This window comes from Roseateles sp. (genome assembly GCF_036486225.1).
Taxonomy (GTDB): Bacteria; Pseudomonadota; Gammaproteobacteria; order Burkholderiales; family Burkholderiaceae_C; genus Roseateles.
In genome coordinates this window covers 1-15928 of sequence record NZ_DASVNZ010000174.1, presented here as the reverse complement: position 1 = coordinate 15928, position 15928 = coordinate 1, and the positions used below count along the sequence as shown (strand labels likewise).

The window sequence follows — 15928 nt, the reverse complement described above, 5'->3', positions numbered from 1 at the left end:
CAAGCGGGAGAGGGAGCCAGAGGAGCAGGCGTCGCGAGCAGAGTCGGTCGGACTCCCTCTCCCGCTTGCGGGAGAGGGCAGGGGTGAGGGCCAGCGGTCGTCGAAGTACCCCACCCTTCTTGCTCCCGCTCCCGCTTGCGGGAGAGGGTGGGGGTGAGGGCCAGCGGCGGTGGAAGTGAAGAGGCCTCGGGAAAGGCTCAGTACTTCGCGTTGAAGCTCAACCCGTAGAACTTGTCATCCGACCGGATGTCATGCGGGAAGCTCTCGTTCTGGAAGTAGCTGTAGTACTTCGACCCGGTCAGGTTGTTGGCGTTGAAGCTCACGCTGAGCTTCTCGCTGAACGCGTAGCCGATCGCGAAGTCCAGCCGGCCGTAGTCCTTGACGCGGTTGTAGGTCGGCGCCACGTTCGGGTCGCAGGCCGCGACGGCCATGCCGTTCTCGGCCGACGGCGCCAGCAGGCAGCCGAAGGAGCCTTCGTTGAACTTGCTGCGCCAGGTGTAGGTCAGCCGGCTGGTGAAGCCGTACTTCTCGTACAGCAGCCCGGCGTTGAAGCTGTGCTTGGACACCCCCAGCAGCGGCTTGCCGAACAGCGGATCGGTCTTCGTGTTCACCTTGCTGTCCGCCAGCGTGTAGTTGCCGAAGACGCCCAGCCCGCTGAACGCGCCCGGCAGGAAGTCCATGAAGTACTGGCCGCTCAGCTCCAGCCCCTTCAGCGTCGCCTTGCCCAGGTTGCGCGGGCGGCTGATGTCGTACTCGACGCCGTCGATCACCTCGGGCGCGGTCGAGCGCACCACGCGGTTCTTCAGCACGCGGTGGTAGACCGCCGCCTGGAGGTAGCTGCCCTTGTTGAAGTACTTCTCGATCGACAGGTCGTAGGCGGTGCTGGTCTGGTCCTTCAGCTCCGAGTTGCCGCCGCTGCCGCTCGGGCGGATGTTGGCGTTGGTCGGGATCGAGTAGGTCAGCGACGGGTTCAGGTCGCCCAGCGCCGGACGCGACATCGTCTTGCCGGCGGTGGCACGGACCAGCAGGTTGGGCACGACCTCCAGCTTGGCGCTGAAGTTGGGCAGGAAACGCGAGGCCGTCGAGTTCGCCGTCTGCGGCGTCACCACGCCGTTGACCCGGCCGGCGCCGCTGATGTCGCGCTCCAGGCGGACGAAGCGGCCGCCGATCACGCCGTCCAGCGGCAGACCCGCCAGCTTGGTCTCGTAGTGCGGCTGCAGGTAGACGGCGTAGGTCTTCTCGTCGCTGTCGTAGTTGTTGAGCGGGTCGTAGCCCGGATCACCCGCGGTGCCGCCGTACAAGGCGCGCAGCGTGTCCGTGTTGTTGAGCAGGTAGTCCGGATTCGGCGTCATCCACGGCGAGCAGTTGTTGATCTGCGGGATGCAATTCGGCGCCGTGATCAGGAAGTTACTCGGCAGCTGCGTCGCGCTGCTCACCAGCGTCACGCGGTTGCCGCCGGGCGCGTTCGGGCCGCCCGGCGCATTGGCGCGCCAGTGCGATTCGCGCTTGGTCATGCGGGCGCCGAAGTCGACGTTGCTGATGAAGCCGCCCAGCTCGTAGTTGCCGCTCAGCGCCACCGCGTCCTGCTTGGACTTCGCGCGGTTGATGTCCTGGAACAGCGAGTTGGCGAAGCGGAAATCCGTCGCCTGGCCGAGCGGATTGCCCGGCATGTTGGTCGTGCCGTAGCCGCCGTTGTTGATGACGATGTCGACCGCGCTGATCTGCTTGCCGAGGTCGACGATGATGGTCCGGTTGCTGTTGGTCGACTCCATCCGGGACAGGTCGAGGTTCATCGACAACGGACCCGAGTTGTACTTCCAGCCGCCCGCCAGCACGCGCTGGTCGGTGGATTGCTTCTTGGCCTGCGTGCTGGTCAGCCCGGGCACGTTGTTGAAGGTCGCCGACACGCCGTTGCACAGGCGTTGGATCGGTTGCGACGACGGGCCGAGGAAGCCCGCGCCGTCCACGTGCGCGTCGAAGCAGTCGTCGCTCGCCTTCGGGTTGGTGATGTTCTGCGCCGCGAAGATGTCCGAGAAGATGAAGAAGGTCGCGAACTTCGCGCGGTAGCCCGCGTAGAGGCCGTCGACGTAGAACTCGTTCTCCTGGTTCGGACGCCACTGGAAGGATGCGTTCACCTGCGGGCGCTGATACTCGCCGGTATCGGTCAGACCGCCGACGCAGGTCGGCAGCACGATGCCGGCCGCTCCGGGCGGGCCGTTGGTGCCCGAGCGCGGATCGCAGTTGAACGAGATCGGCCGGTTGAACTTGTGGTCCGCGTAGGAGATGTCGACCAGGCCGCCCATCTCGCCCGCCGGCGTGTTGGTCCGGTAGGAGCCGAGCACGCCCAGCTTGGTGCTGGGCTTGTCGGCGTAGTCGCCCTGGCTGGCGCGGCCGTTGACGACCAGCGTCAGGCCCTTGCTGAACTCCAGCGGCTTGCGCAGGCGCAGGTCGATCGCGCCGGCGACGCCGCCTTCGATCAGGTTGGCGCCGGCCGACTTGTAGACGTTGGCGCGCGAGATCGCTTCCGCGGGCAGGTCCTGGAACGCGAAGCCACGGCCCACGCCGGTGAACATCTCACGACCGTCGACGGTCGTGATGATGTCGCCGATGCCGCGGATCAGCGGGTTGACGATCTCGTTGTTGAAGTTGACGACGGTCTGGATGCCCGGCACGCGCTGCAGCGCCTCGGCCACGGTGTTGTCGGGGAACTTGCCGATGTCGTCGGCGACGATGGATTCGACAACCTGGTCGGCGTCGCGCTTGGTCTGCACCGCCGCCGCGCGGCTCGCGCGCTGGCCGACGATGACGACCTGTTCCAGCTTCGTGCCCGCCGCGCCCGAGGCGGCAGTCTCAGGAGCGGCCGGAGGCTTCGGCGCGTCCTGCGCGAGAACCTGCTGGCCGGCCAGGCACAGCGTCAGGCAGGCAGCCGCCGAGATCGGCGAGAGCCGGAGGGAGTTGGGGATTCGATTCATTGTTGTCTCCAGGGGCCTCGTGACCGGTGCGCGGGGAGGAACGCGCGCCTGGTCCGGACCGGGTTTTAATACAAACAACTTTTCTTGCAGCATTCGACGAGATTCGGCGCCTGCCACCACCTGGTTGTGCTGGTCATCGCCCCGGTGCGCGGGATCTCCGCCGGAACCGGGCATTCCGACACGGTCTTTCAGGACCTTAGCGTTCGGTTTTGTGATTATTCACAAATTAATTCGTTATAAACCTAGCGCAAACCATGAGAGACGCTGGCCTGTGCCGTCGGCGCCACGCCGGCCTCGGTGGCGGCTGCGCCGAGGAAGCGCGATTCGCGCTCCAGCAGGCGGTTGATGCGCTGCTGACCCTTGGCCAGCGTTGCGTCCAGCGGCTCGCCGGAGACGACGATGGAGGCCACCGTGTCGCCCAGCAGGCCCATCACGCGAGACTGCCGCGCGACGGTCGTGGGCAGGCCGGTGCCGTGCGCCGCGACCGGGCCCAGAGACGCGCGCATCGGCAGCGCCTTGAACGCGGCGCTGTCGACCGCCGACTGCCGCGCGGGCAGTTGACCGGTGCGGGCCCAGGCCAGGCTCTCGTCATTGAGGAAGCGCAGGAAGCGAAGGGCCGCGGCGCGCTCCTGCGACGTCTGCCGCGGGTTGCGCAGCATCACCCACACGTGGCTGTCGGCCCAGGTCGCGGGCTGCGTGAAGAGCGTCGGCTCGGGCACCGCCTCGTACTGGCTGCTCAGCGGATTGCCGGGCTTGGCGGCACGCGTGGTGAGATCGCCCAGCAGCCAGGTGCCGTTGGGCATCACGCCGCCGGCGCCGGCCATGAAGGCCTGCAGCGCGGCGCTGTAGTCCATGTTGCGCGTGGACAGACCCTCGGCGTAGACGGTGCGCATGAACTGGACGGCCTCGCGGACCTGCGGCGAGCTGAGGTCGACGGCCTGGTCGCCGCGCGGGAACAGCGTCCCGCCCTGCTGCGCGACCAGACCCAGCACCGACCGCGCGAAGAAGCTCGGATCGTTCAGCGTCAGCCAGACGAAGTAGGGCTTGCCGGTCGCGCGCTTGAAGGCGCGCGCCTGGTCGAGCGCCTCGGCAGTCGACCTGGGCAGGCGTGCATGGCCTTTCACATCGACGAGTCCCGCCTGCTTCATCAGCCCGAGGTTGATGTGCCACAGCGCCGCGTGCGAGTCGTACGGCAGCGCGACGACGTGTCCCGCGAAGGTCACGCCGTGGCGAGCATGCGGGGTGAAGTCGGCAACGGCGACGCCTTCTCGCGCGAAGCCGTCCTCAAGCGGCTGCAGCAGGTCGCGCTTGGCGAAGTCGCCCAGCACCGAGCTGTGCATGATCGCGATGCTCGGCAGGTCGCCGCCGACGATGCGCGCGCCGAGCTGCTGGTAGTAGGCCGAGTGCTCCACCACCTGCGTGTCGACGCGGATGCGGCCGGACTCCCGCGCGTTGAAGCGGTTGGTCAGCGCGGTGATGATCCCGCACTCGCTGCTGGCCTTGGAGGGATCGGTGACCTGGCCGTACTCGGCGTCGCAACTGCCGAAGAAGCGCGCGAGCGTGATGTGGACTTCGCCGCCCTGCCCCGCCTGTCCTTGCGCAAAGGCCGCGAGGCCTGCGAGGCTCAGACAGGCGCCGACGGCGAGCCGGCGCAATGGGGAGCGCACGCGCGAGCTTGTGTTCTGCTTGATGTGCCGCTGCTTCATGCCGCCTTCCCTCCCGCCACCGCCGCGACGATGTGCCGCTGGAAGAAGGCGTAGAGCACCAGCACCGGCAGCGCCGCGAAGACCGCCTGCGCCATCAGGAAGCCCAGGCCCTCGGACTGCGCGAAGTTGGTCTGCGTGGCCGCCAGGCCCAGCGTCAGCGTGTACATCTCGGGCCGGGTCGCGGAGATCAGCGGCCACAGGTAGTCGTTCCACGCCGCGAGGAAGCTGAAGATGCCCAGCGTCGCCTGCGCCGGCAAGGTCTGCGGCAGGATCACGCGCCAGAAGATCTTCCAGCGCGAGGCGTTGTCCATCAGCGCAGCTTCTTCGAGCTCGCGGGGGATCGCCTTGAAGAACTGCGTCATCAGGAACACGCCGAAGGGCGCGGCCAGACGCGGCAGGATCAGCCCAGCGTAGCTGTTGTGCAGGCCGAGCTCCGCGAAGATGCGGTGCAACGGGATGACCACTGCGGGCTCCGGCACGGCGAGGCCGGCCAGAGCCAGCGCGAAGGCGATACGCCGGCCGGGGAACTCGCAGCGCGCGAAGCCGTAGCCCGCCAGCGAGGAGATGAACAGCACCAGCGCCGTCTGCACCAGCGCGACGATGCAGCTGTTGGCCACCCAGCGGAACACCGCCGGGTTGGCAAGGATGTCCGCGTAGTTGCGCAGCGTGAAGGGCGTGGTGAGGATGGCGTCGGTGCGCTCCATCAGCACGGCGTTCGACTTCAGCGACAGCGCGAAGACCCACGCGAGCGGGAGCATCCACAGCACCGCGAGCGCGATGGCCGAGCCGAGGAGCACACGGTCCCACGGACCGTTCTGCCAGACGCGGGCGCTCATGACTGCGCTCCTTCGCGGCGCTCAGCCCAGCGTTGGAACGAGACCCCGAGCACCATCAGCACGAACAGGATCTGCGCCGCGGCGGCGGAATAGCCCAGCGCCCATTGGTCGAAGAGCGCCTCGTAGATGAACATCACCAGCGTGCGCGTGCTGTTGTTCGGACCGCCGTTGGTCAGCAGCTGCGCCTGGCCGAAAACTTGCAACTGACCGATCACCTGGATGATGGCGACCATGATCAGCGTGCGGCGCAGCGCCGGCAGCGTGATGAAGCGGAAGCTGCGCCAGCGGCTGGCGTTGTCCAGGGCGGCGGCTTCATAGAGGTCGGGCGGGATCTGCTGCAGCGCGGCGAGGATCAGCATCATCGGCAGCCCGATGCCCCACCACAGTGTGACCAGCGCGATGAAGGGCAGCGCGAGGGATTCGTTGCTCAGCGGGGCAAGGTCCGGCAGGCCGAAGGCCGCGAGGCTTTGGCTCAGCAGGCCGCGGTCCGGCAACAGGACCAGGCGCCAGATCAGCGTGACGACGGTCACCGACAGCACGTTGGACGCGAAGAAGGTGCCTCGCAGCCAGGCGCCGGTGCGACCGGGACGGTTGAGCACCAGCGCCAGCGCCAGACCCAGGCCGACGAAGGCCGGCGTGCAGATCGCCGCGAAGAAGATGGTGTTGCGCGCGCAGCGCAGGAAGACCTCGTCGCGCACCAGGTCCAGGAAGTTGGCGAAGCCGACGAACTGGCCCTTGCCGGTCAGCAGGTCGACGGCGTTGAAGGAAAGCCAGAAGCCTTCCAGCACCGGCGCCGCGAGCAGGCCGAGGTAGCAGAGCGCGAACGGCGCGATGAAGGCCCAGCCCACCCAGGCCGGGCCGTCCATCGCGGAGCGTCCGAGCGCGCCGCGTGGCGGTTCCGCGCCGGAGATGACGTCGGCGGCGATCGCGCTCATCGGAAGTCCACCGCGAGCGCTTCGGCCGGCACTTCGTCCGAAGCCTGATCCGCGTGATACGCCAGACCGGCGCCGTCGAAGATGTGCACCTGATCGAGGTCCGGACGAAGGCGAACGGTCTCGCCCATCGCCAGCGTCTTGCTCACCGGCACCTCCGCCACGACGACGGTGCCGTCGCCCAGGCCGACGTGCGCGAGGCTGCGCTCGCCCAGGCGCTCCAGCAGTTCGACGCAGCCGGTGATCGGGCCGTCGGCGGCGAGGCGCAGGCCTTCAGGCCGCACGCCGATCTCGAGTTGACCCGCGATCGACGTCGACGCGATCTGCGTCGTGACCACCGCGCCCCCAGGCAGGCGAACGGCGATGCGCCCCTGCTGATCGGCCATGCGCTCGACCGGCAGGAAGTTCATCGACGGGCTGCCGACGAAGCCCGCGACGAAGCGCGTGCGTGGACGTTGGTAGATGTCCATCGGCGCGCCGGCCTGCTCGATGCGGCCGCCGTTGAGCACGACGATGCGGTCGGCGAGCGTCATTGCCTCGACCTGATCGTGGGTGACGAAGACCATGGTCGCGCCGAGCCGCTTGTGCAGCCGCGCCAGCTCGATGCGGGTGCGGTTGCGCAGCTTGGCGTCGAGGTTGGACAGCGGCTCGTCGAAGAGGAAGGCCTTCGGCTCCTTGACCACGGCGCGACCGATCGCCACGCGCTGGCGCTGGCCGCCGGACAGTTGCGCCGGACGGCGTTGCAGCAGCGTGTCGAGTTCCAGCATGCGCGCCGCGACGTCGACGCGGCGGCGCACCTCGGCGTCGGCCAGGCCGATGTTGCGCAGGCCGAAGGCCATGTTGTCGAACACGCTCATGTGCGGGTAGAGCGCGTACTGCTGGAACACCATCGCCAGGCCGCGCCGGCCGGGCGGCAGCGCGGTGACGTCCTGGTCGGCGAGCAGGATGCGCCCGCCGGAGACGCTCTCCAGCCCCGCCAGCATGCGCAGCAGCGTGGACTTGCCGCAGCCCGACGGGCCGAGCAGCACGATGAACTCGCCCGCCCCGATGGTGAGCGAGAAGTCGGGAATGATCTCCACGGATCCGTAGCGCTTGACTACGGCCGCGAACTCGATGCTTGCTGTCATACGTCTCCTACCGGGCGCCATCCATCGCAGCACCTCTGGTTGGCGGACGGGGTCATCGCGCCCCGTTCGCCGTGTCTGTCACCGTCGTCCGCTCAACGTCGATCGGCGGTGAGTCCGTTCAACGCTTTCGGGCGCCATGTTGCCGCAACAGTTCCGCCTCGCGCTCGCGGTACGGCGTGCCGTCGGTGTGCAGCACGTCGTGGAACCACACCAGCGGGGGATCGATGGTGTACGGCTTCTTCCACGAATCCCACGGCATCTTCGTCTGGCTCTTGCCGTCGACGAAGCCCCAGTTGAGCATGCCCACGTCCTCGCGCCAGGCGATCGGCAGCGCGACGTCGAAGGTCGAGCCCAGGCTGCGCGCCATGTACTCGGTGCAGATCAGCGGCCGGCCGTAGGCCTGGAGCTGCTTGATGCGGGCTTCCAGCTTCTCGGGCCAGCTGTAGTCGTGGAAGCTGACGACGTCGGAGCCGGCCAGTTGCGCCTGCTGCACCGCGTTCAGCGCCTGGGAGCCGGGCGTCCAGTCGTCGCCCAGCCACACGCCGCTGGTCAGCGGCTGCGAGGGCCGCTGCGCGCGCGCCCAGTCGAACACCTGCGGAATCAGCTCCGCTACCAGCGCGATCTTGTCCTTGGCCTCGCGCGGCAGGTAGTAGCCCATGCCGCCGCCCTGGTTGTCGGGCTCGTTCCAGACGTCCCAGTAGGTGACGCGCGGGTCCTGGCCGTAGGTACGGACGATGTCCTCGACGTAGGCGCGCAGCGCGGGCCAGGTCGAGCGGTCGGCGAGCTGGGTCGCGGACGGGCTCTGCACCCAGCCGGAGTTGTGGACGCCGGGGATGGGCTCGCGCTGCGGGCCCAGCTTCGGATGCGGATCCCAGCAGGAGTCGAACAGCACGAACATCGTCTTGATGCCGTGGCGGTCGGCGATGTCCAGGTACTGGCCGATGCGCGACTTGAAGCCCTCGGCGTCCTGCGCCCACAGCAGGTCGTGCAGGAACACGCGCATCGTGTTCATGCCCAGGCCGGCGGCCCAGCCGAGTTCGAGATCGATGCGCTCGGCATCGAAGCTCTCGGCCTGCCACATGGCGAGCTGGTTGATGGCGGACGCGGGCACGAAGTTGGCGCCCAGCGCCGGGGGCTGCGCCTGGAACCAGGCGTGGGCCTGCTCGGGAGTCCAGCGGGCGGGTGCGGAGGTGGAATTGCTCATGGTGTGCTCGGGGTCAAGCCTTGTCGGCCGGAGTGGCCGGAGTGGCCGGATTGGCGAGTGAGGACGAGGGGACGAATCGGTAGGTCAGGCGATGGCGGTACACCTCGCCGGGACGCAGCACGGCGTCGCGCTGCGGCCATTCGGGATGATGGGGACTGTCGGGCAGCGCCTCGGGCTCGATCGCGAGGCCGCCGTGCTTGATGTGCGGACGGCCGTGGCGGTCGGGCGTCTGGGGCAGGAATTCGCCGGCGTAGAACTGCAGGCCGGGCGCGTCGCTGTGCAGCGCGAGCGTCAGACGGCCGTCGCCGGAGCGCAGCGTCGCGGCGGCGCCCTCGCCATCCGGCTCGTCGATCAGCCAGCAGTGGTCGTGGCAGGCCGGTTGCACGTCGAGCCGGCGCAGCGCTTCGAGTGCGTCGCCGATGCGGCGCGGCTGGCGGAAATCGAAGGGCGTGCCGGCGACGTCCTGCTGCTCGCCCGTCGGGATCAGGTCGGCGCGCACCGGCAGGTAGCGGGCACCTGCGATTTGCAGTTGCTGATCGAGGATGTCGCGTGCCGGGCCGTCGAGGTTGAAGTAGGCGTGGCTGCTGACGTTCACCAGCGTCGGCGCGTCGGTGCGGGCTTCGAAGCTCACGCTGACCGTCAGCGGCGCCTCGACGCGGTAGGTCACGCGGACGTCCAGTTGCCCGGGATAGCCCTGGTCGCCGTCCTCCGAACGCAGCGCCAGTTCCAGCCTGTGCTGGTCGTGATGCGCCACTTCCCAGATCTTGCGGTGGAAACCGACGGTGCCGCCGTGCAGCTGATTCACGCCCTCGTTCGCGTCGAGCGCAAAGCGCCGGCCGTCCAACTCGAACGACGCGCCTGCGATGCGGTTGGCGTAGCGACCGACCACGGCGCCGAGGTAGCCCGGCTGGCGCAGGTAGTCCTCAGGCGTCTCGTAGCCGAGCAGCACCTCGCGGTCCTCGCCATCGACCGGGACCTCACAGGACATCCACGACGCACCCGCATCGGTGACGGTGATGCGCAGGCCGTCGGGCGAGCGTAGCTCGAAGGTCTTGAGCACGCTCATGCCAGCACTCCTGCGCCGTCGGACGCGGCGCAGACGTGCACCTCCGCCGCACGGCCGTCCGGCGAGCGGTAGCCGCGTTCGACGGCGACGCGGATCTCATCGACCATCGCGCGGGGTGCGAGCGCGATGACGCAGCCGCCGAATCCGCCGCCGGTCATGCGCGCGCCGCCGTGGTCGCCGATGACGTCCTGCATCAGCGCGGCGAGCGCATCGATCGCGGGCACGGTGATCTCGAAGTCGTCGCGCATGGACCAGTGGGACTCGCGCATCAGGTGGGCGATCGCGGCGAAATCGCCGCGCGAGAGCGCGTCGGCCAGCCCGGCGCAGCGGTGGCTGTCGGAAATGATGTGGCGGGCGCGGCGCCGCACGACCGGATCGAGCTGTCCGCCGAGTCGCGACCACAACGCGTCGTCGACATCGCGCAGCGCCTTCACGCCGAGGCCCTTGGCGGCCGCCTCGCATTGCTGGCGGCGCAGGTTGTATTCGCTGTCGACGAGACCGCGCTGGATCTTCGAGTCGACGACCAGCACCGCGATGTCCTCGGGCATCGGGATCGGACGGACTTCCAGGCTGCGGCAATCCATCAGCAGCGCGTGGCCCTTCACGCCGAGCGACGACGACAGCTGGTCCAGCACGCCGCAGCGGCAGCCGGCGTAGACGTTCTCGGCCCGCTGGCCGGCGAGCGCCATCGTCGTCGGCGGCAAAGCCCAACCGTTGAGCGCCGAGAACGCGTGGCCGATCGCCATCTCCAGCGACGCCGAGGAGCTCAATCCCGCGCCCTGCGGCACGTTGCCCGCGATCGACAGCGTCGCGCCGCCGACGACATGGCCCTGCTCGCGCAGCACGGCGACCATGCCCTGCACGTAGCGCAGCCATTGCGGACTGGCGGAGACGTCCGCCGCATCGCCGGTGCGGAAGCGGCCTCGCGCACCGCCATCAACGTCTGCCTCGGCGGGCAGGTCGCAGGCGAGCACCTCCACGACATCGTCGTCGCGACGAGCCGCCGCCACGACCGTGTCGCGGTCGATCGCGCAGGGCATCGCGAAGCCCTCGTTGTAATCGGTGTGCTCGCCGATCAGGTTGACGCGCGCCGGGGCGCGGCTCAGGCGCTCCGGCGCGTGGCCGAACGCGCGTTCGAATCCTTGCACCGCGCGCTCACGCGGTGTCGCTTGGCGGTCCTGGCTCATGCGCCCTCCGCCTGCGCGGCGCGTCGCGCCTGCCGGTAATGCACCGTGTCGCTGACCTCACGCAGCCGCTGCGCCGCGGTCTCCGGCGTGAGGTCGCGCTGAGCCTCGCCCAGCATCTCGAAGCCGACCATGAACTTGCGCACCGTCGCCGAACGCAGCAGCGGCGGATAGAAATGCGCGTGCAGCTGCCAGTGGCGATTCGCGTCGTCGTCGGGTTGTTCAGCGCCGTGCGGCGCGCCGTGCCAGCCCATCGAATACGGGAACGAGCACTGGAACAGGTTGTCGTAGCGCGTCGTGAGGCGACGCACCGCGACCGCGAGGTCGTCGGCCTGCGCCGTCGTCATCGCGTCGAGGCGCAGCGTGGGCGCCTTCGGCAGCAGCAGCGTCTCGAACGGCCACGCCGCCCAGTACGGCACGACTGCGACCCAGTGATCGGTCTCGACGATCACGCGCTCGCCCGCGGCGAGCTCATCGCGGACGTAGCGCACCAGCAGCGGTTCGCCGTGGCGATCGAGGTACTCGCGCTGATGCGTGTCGGCGAGCACGGCTTCATCGGGCAATTGGTCCAGGCCCCACACCTGGCCGTGCGGATGCGGGTTGGAGCAACCCATCGCCGCACCCTTGTTCTCGAAGACCTGCACCCAGCGGTGGCGTGCGCCCATGTCGGCGGACTGGTCCATCCACGCCCGGACGACGGCGCGCAGTTCGGGCAATTCAAGCTCCGGCAGCGTGCGAGCGTGGTCCGGGGAGAAGCACACCACGCGGCACTCGCCGGCCACGGGCATCGCCTGCAGCAGGTCCGCTGCCGCTTCGTCCGCGACGACGAGGTCCGCTTCGTCGCCGCGCGCCGCCTGCAGCGCCGCGAAGTCGTTCGTGAAGACGAAGGTACTGGTGTAGTCCGGGTTGCGTTGGCCGTTCGCGCGGACATTGCCGGCGCACAGATAGCAGCTGGGATCGTGGGAGGGCAGCGCGGTCTCGTCGACCGACTCCTGCGCGCCCAACCAGGGTCGCTGCGTGCGGTGCGGGGAGACCAGCACGTGACGGCCGGTCAGCGGATTGCGGCGGCGATGGACGCGGCCGGGGGAATCAGCGGAGGTGGCGGTCTCGGCGCCTCGCCCGTCGTGGTGTGCGGGGTTCATGGCCGCCATTATCACGAACTTGTTTGTTATTAATGATCCGTCTTTACCCTAGGGCCTCAGAGAGAACGAGCGATCCGCATAAACTCGCGAAAATTCTTCGGGGGACGCGCAATGGTGGAGGTTTCGGGCAGCCGGGTCTTGATGGTCGAGGGGGACGCGGCGCTGGCCGTGGCCAAGGCCCTGGCGTCGGACACGCGGCAGGCGATGCTGGGCCTGCTCACCCACCAGGTGCTGAACGTCTCCGAGCTGGCCGGAGCGATGAACCTGCCGCATTCGACGGTGAGCTTCAACATCAACCAGTTGCAGGCGGTCGGCCTGGTCTCGGTCGAAGTGGAGCCCGGCACGCGCGGCCAGCAGAAGCTCTGCTCCAAGCGCTATGACGAGGTCCGCCTGCGCCTGCCCGGCGCGGCGATCGAATCCCGGCCGAACGTCATCTCGATCAGCATGCCGATCGGCAGCTACCGCCACGTCGAGGCCAAGCCCACCTGCGGCCTGGTCAGCGAGAGCAAGATCATCGGGATGCTGGACGACTCGCGCTCGTTCTTCGAGCCGGAGCACGTCTATGCGCAGCTGCTGTGGTTCGGCGGCTCGGGCTACGTGGACTACGCCTTCCCCAACAACCTGCCCTACGGCGCGGTGCCCAGCCACCTCGAGCTGTCGATGGAGATCTGCTCCGAGGCGCCGCAGTTCAACGAGGACTTCCCGTCCGACATCACGCTCTGGATCAACGACAAGGAGATCGGCACCTGGACCAGCCCCGGCGACTACGGCGGCAAGCCCTCGCTGCTGATGCCGAGCTGGTGGCAGGTGGACCGCACCACCCACGGGCTGCTCAAGCAGTGGAGCGTGGGCGAGAAGGGCTCGATGATCGACGGTGTCGCGCTGGGCACGGTGAAGATCGGCGATCTGGACCTGCCGCAGACGAATCACATCAAGGTGAGGCTGGGCATCAAGGACGACGCGCGCAACCGCGGCGGCCTCAACCTGTTCGGCCGCAAGTTCGGCAACTACCCGCAGGACATCGTCATGCGGATCGCGTTCGACTTCCCGCGCGGGCACGGCCCGGACGCGGTCGGCGCGGACGCGTCGGCGTCGCCGAGACCGCGCGAGATGCGCTGAGCCATCCACTTCGATGACGCTCGTTAGTAACAAACATACTTGTTATTAACGACCAATCCGGTCTACCATCCGCGCCGATCCCCACCCGGGGCGCGGCATGAGGCCGCGCCGATGCGGCGGGACAGGAGACCTTCCCATGCATCCAGACACGGACGCGGACCTGCCGCGCCGCCGTTGGCTCGGCCTGGCCGCCGGCCTGGGACTCGCGGGCGCCGCGATGTCGACCGGCTGCGCCAGCGCCTCATCCGCCCGCCCCTCCGCCGCTTCTTCAGCCGCCGCCTCCGGGACCGCCATGTCGACCACCTTCACCAATCCCGTGCTGCCGGACCGCGAGGCCGGCGATCCGTTCGTCGTTTTCCACGAGGGTGCGTACTACCTGACGGCGACCTTCGATCCGAATGGCGGCGTGTGGGTGTACCGCTCCGACCGTCTGAGCGACTGGCGGCAGGCCGAGCGCAAGAAGGTCTGGACCGCCGATCCGAGCGGCCCGCGCAGCGCCATGATCTGGGCGCCGGAGCTCCACCACCTCAACGGCCGCTGGTACCTGTACTTCACCGCGTCCGATCAGGTCGACGCGAATCACCGCCACTACGTGCTGGAGGCCGATCATCCGATGGGGCCGTACCGCGACCTCGGGCGCGTGCACCTGGCGCATGAGCGCTACTCGATCGACGGCTCGGTGCTGCAGCTGGCCGACGGCCGGCTGTTCTGGATGTACGCCGACTCTGGACTCTGGATCGCGCCGATGTCCAGTCCGGCCAAGGCCATCGGTCCCGGCGTGCGCATCGTCCAGGGCGAGCACGACTGGGAGCGCGGCTGGCACAAGGTCGACGGCAAATGGGAAGTCCAGCCCAAGGACTACTGGATCGAGGCGCCGCAGCCGCTGCGCCACGGCGGGCGCGACTTCGTCGTGTATTCGGCGGGGCACACGGCGGCGGTGTACTACCTCGGGCTGCTGGAGCTGACCGGCAAGGACCCGATGGATCCGAAGAGCTGGACCAAGCATCCGAAGCCGGTGTTCAGTCCCGAGCCCAGCTCCGGCGGCGGCGCGCCCGGCGTCTTCGTCCCGGGCCACAACAGCTTCACGAAGTCGCCCGACGGCACCGAAGACTGGCTGGTCTATCACGCCAAGGACAGCGCCGAGAACGACGCGCACGGCCGCACGATGCGCATCCAGCGCTTCACGTGGACGGCGGACGGCCGACCCGACTTCGGCCGCGCCATCCCATCGGGCGTGCCGCAGCGCAAGCCCTCCGGCGAAGTCTGAACGGGAGCACACCATGACGCATCGTTCCACCCGGGCCACCTCGGCCCCCGCTTTCCTCCGCGCGCTGGCGACCGGCGCTTCCACGCTGATGATGGGCCTGCTGCTCGCAGCCTGCGCCGGTTGCGGCGGCGGCTCGTCGAGTGCCGGCACGGCAACGCCCAGCGCCCCGCCCCCCGTCACGACACCGCCGGTCACACGCGCCGGCATCCTGCTCAACGGCGACGCGCCGGCCTTCTATCCGCGGCTGATCCGGCTGCAGCATCAGACCGACGCCTCGCTCAACGGCGCGCTGCTCGCCAGCACGATCACTTTCGACGGCGATCGTGGGCAGGGCAAGCTGTTCCTCAGCAAGGACGACGGTGCGAGCTTCCAGCCGCAAGGCGCAGTGACCGACGCGGCCTGGCCAAAGGGCCTGTGCTGCGGCTCGGTCTTCGAGCTGCCGACAGCCGTCGGCGTGCTGCCGGCGGGCACGTTGCTGTGGTCGGCCTCGGTCGGGCAGGACACGCCCGGCCAGCCGATGACGCATCCGATCCACCGCAGCAACGACGGGGGCAAGACGTGGCGCTTCCTCGCGAACTGCGGCATCGGCAACAAGCCGCGCGGCGGCGACGGCACGGGCATCTGGGAGCCGGAGTTCCTCGTGGCGCGTGACGGCGCGCTGGCCTGCCTGTATTCGGACGAGACGGACGGGACGGCTGCGGGCGTGTCGCAGACGCTCAAGATCATGAGCACCGTCGATGGCGTGACCTGGACCTCGCCGCGTGTGATCGCCGCCGCGGTGAAGCCGACCGATCGCCCCGGCATGGCGGTGACCAGCCGGCTCGGCGACGGCAGCTTCCTGCTGAGCTACGAGCACTGCAGCACCGCCGGGCTGGATTGCCGCGTGGCGCTGAAGCGCTCGGCGGACGGGCTGGACTGGGGAGATCCGGCCGTACGCGGTCCGGAGCCGAAGACGGCCGACGGCCGCTTCTTCCGCCATGCGCCGACACACGTGTGGCTGCCGGGCCGGCAGCGGATCGCGCTGATCGGGCAGATCCTGTTCAATGCCGCCGGGCAGGTCGATGCGACCGGCAATGGCGCGACGATCTTCCTGAGCTCGACCGCCGACGGCAGCGGCACGTGGATGACGACGGAGGCGCCGGTGAAGGTCCTGAATCCGCCAGCGCAGACGAACTGGTGCCAGAACTATTCGTCGCCGTTGCTGCCGAGCGCGGACGGGTCGAAGCTGATCATGCTGGCGAGCGACTTCGAGACGAACGCGGCCGGGCAGCAGGTCTGTCGCACGCGCTTTGGCAGCGCGGCGCTGCCGGCGCTCTAATCGAAGAGACTGAGCACTGCCACCGCCGCTGGCCCTCACCCCCGCCCTCTCCCGC

At 68.9% G+C, this 15928-nt stretch carries 12 protein-coding genes; 3 read left to right on the top strand and 9 right to left on the bottom strand.

The features are described 5' to 3' along the window. Positions 1-197: 197 nt before the first annotated feature. From VF536_RS12390 to VF536_RS12350, 9 genes are all read right to left on the bottom strand, one after another. The gene (locus VF536_RS12390; RefSeq protein ID WP_331615154.1) at positions 198-2972 is read right to left on the bottom strand and encodes a TonB-dependent receptor; all 2775 of its coding nucleotides are present in this window, start codon (positions 2970-2972) and stop codon (positions 198-200) included. Between the two features lie 242 nt (positions 2973-3214). Beyond that, a complete protein-coding gene (locus VF536_RS12385; RefSeq protein WP_331615153.1) occupies positions 3215-4678 on the bottom strand; it encodes an extracellular solute-binding protein in 1464 nt (487 codons plus the stop codon). Continuing rightward, a complete protein-coding gene (locus VF536_RS12380; protein WP_331615152.1) occupies positions 4675-5514 on the bottom strand; it encodes a carbohydrate ABC transporter permease in 840 nt (279 codons plus the stop codon). Before VF536_RS12380 ends, VF536_RS12385 begins: the two co-directional genes overlap by 4 nt. Then, complete coding sequence (locus VF536_RS12375; RefSeq protein ID WP_331615151.1) at positions 5511-6449, bottom strand: sugar ABC transporter permease; 939 nt, start codon at positions 6447-6449, stop codon at positions 5511-5513. The genes VF536_RS12380 and VF536_RS12375 overlap by 4 nt, the downstream gene beginning before the upstream one ends. Continuing rightward, a complete protein-coding gene (locus VF536_RS12370; RefSeq protein WP_331615150.1) occupies positions 6446-7573 on the bottom strand; it encodes a sn-glycerol-3-phosphate ABC transporter ATP-binding protein UgpC in 1128 nt (375 codons plus the stop codon). Before VF536_RS12370 ends, VF536_RS12375 begins: the two co-directional genes overlap by 4 nt. A 118-nt stretch (positions 7574-7691) precedes the next feature. Beyond that, a complete protein-coding gene (locus VF536_RS12365) occupies positions 7692-8777 on the bottom strand; it encodes a hypothetical protein (protein WP_331615149.1) in 1086 nt (361 codons plus the stop codon). A 13-nt stretch (positions 8778-8790) separates the two neighbouring features. Next, positions 8791-9843 carry an aldose epimerase family protein gene (locus VF536_RS12360; RefSeq protein ID WP_331615148.1) on the bottom strand — a complete coding sequence of 351 codons (1053 nt, stop codon included), beginning with the start codon at positions 9841-9843 and terminating at the stop codon, positions 8791-8793. Beyond that, positions 9840-11030 carry a galactokinase gene (gene galK, locus VF536_RS12355; RefSeq protein WP_331615147.1) on the bottom strand — a complete coding sequence of 397 codons (1191 nt, stop codon included), beginning with the start codon at positions 11028-11030 and terminating at the stop codon, positions 9840-9842. The genes VF536_RS12360 and galK overlap by 4 nt, the downstream gene beginning before the upstream one ends. After that, positions 11027-12169, bottom strand: coding sequence for a UDP-glucose--hexose-1-phosphate uridylyltransferase (locus VF536_RS12350; protein WP_331615146.1), 1143 nt, complete (start codon positions 12167-12169; stop codon positions 11027-11029). The genes galK and VF536_RS12350 overlap by 4 nt, the downstream gene beginning before the upstream one ends. Before the next feature lie 111 nt (positions 12170-12280). Between VF536_RS12350 and VF536_RS12345 the strand changes: the two genes are divergently transcribed. The 3 genes from VF536_RS12345 (at position 12281) to VF536_RS12335 (ending at position 15873) form a co-directional block, all read left to right on the top strand. Continuing rightward, positions 12281-13288, top strand: a complete 1008-nt coding sequence (locus VF536_RS12345; RefSeq protein ID WP_331615145.1) for an ArsR/SmtB family transcription factor — start codon at positions 12281-12283, stop codon at positions 13286-13288. 136 nt (positions 13289-13424) lie between these two features. Further along, positions 13425-14555, top strand: a complete 1131-nt coding sequence (locus VF536_RS12340) for a glycoside hydrolase family 43 protein (protein WP_331615144.1) — start codon at positions 13425-13427, stop codon at positions 14553-14555. A gap of 13 nt (positions 14556-14568) precedes the next feature. Further along, positions 14569-15873 (top strand): sialidase family protein, encoded by a 1305-nt coding sequence (locus VF536_RS12335; RefSeq protein ID WP_331615143.1) that lies wholly within the window; start codon positions 14569-14571, stop codon positions 15871-15873. Positions 15874-15928: the final 55 nt, after the last annotated feature.

Coding starts and splice junctions, on each gene's coding strand:
- VF536_RS12385 (WP_331615153.1), bottom strand. CDS start 4,678: ATGAAGCAGCGGCACATCAAGCAGAACACAAGCTCGCGCGTGCGCTCC.
- VF536_RS12390 (WP_331615154.1), bottom strand. CDS start 2,972: ATGAATCGAATCCCCAACTCCCTCCGGCTCTCGCCGATCTCGGCGGCT.
- VF536_RS12345 (WP_331615145.1), top strand. CDS start 12,281: ATGGTGGAGGTTTCGGGCAGCCGGGTCTTGATGGTCGAGGGGGACGCG.
- VF536_RS12350 (WP_331615146.1), bottom strand. CDS start 12,169: ATGAACCCCGCACACCACGACGGGCGAGGCGCCGAGACCGCCACCTCC.
- galK (WP_331615147.1), bottom strand. CDS start 11,030: ATGAGCCAGGACCGCCAAGCGACACCGCGTGAGCGCGCGGTGCAAGGA.
- VF536_RS12340 (WP_331615144.1), top strand. CDS start 13,425: ATGCATCCAGACACGGACGCGGACCTGCCGCGCCGCCGTTGGCTCGGC.
- VF536_RS12380 (WP_331615152.1), bottom strand. CDS start 5,514: ATGAGCGCCCGCGTCTGGCAGAACGGTCCGTGGGACCGTGTGCTCCTC.
- VF536_RS12360 (WP_331615148.1), bottom strand. CDS start 9,843: ATGAGCGTGCTCAAGACCTTCGAGCTACGCTCGCCCGACGGCCTGCGC.
- VF536_RS12370 (WP_331615150.1), bottom strand. CDS start 7,573: ATGACAGCAAGCATCGAGTTCGCGGCCGTAGTCAAGCGCTACGGATCC.
- VF536_RS12365 (WP_331615149.1), bottom strand. CDS start 8,777: ATGAGCAATTCCACCTCCGCACCCGCCCGCTGGACTCCCGAGCAGGCC.
- VF536_RS12375 (WP_331615151.1), bottom strand. CDS start 6,449: ATGAGCGCGATCGCCGCCGACGTCATCTCCGGCGCGGAACCGCCACGC.
- VF536_RS12335 (WP_331615143.1), top strand. CDS start 14,569: ATGACGCATCGTTCCACCCGGGCCACCTCGGCCCCCGCTTTCCTCCGC.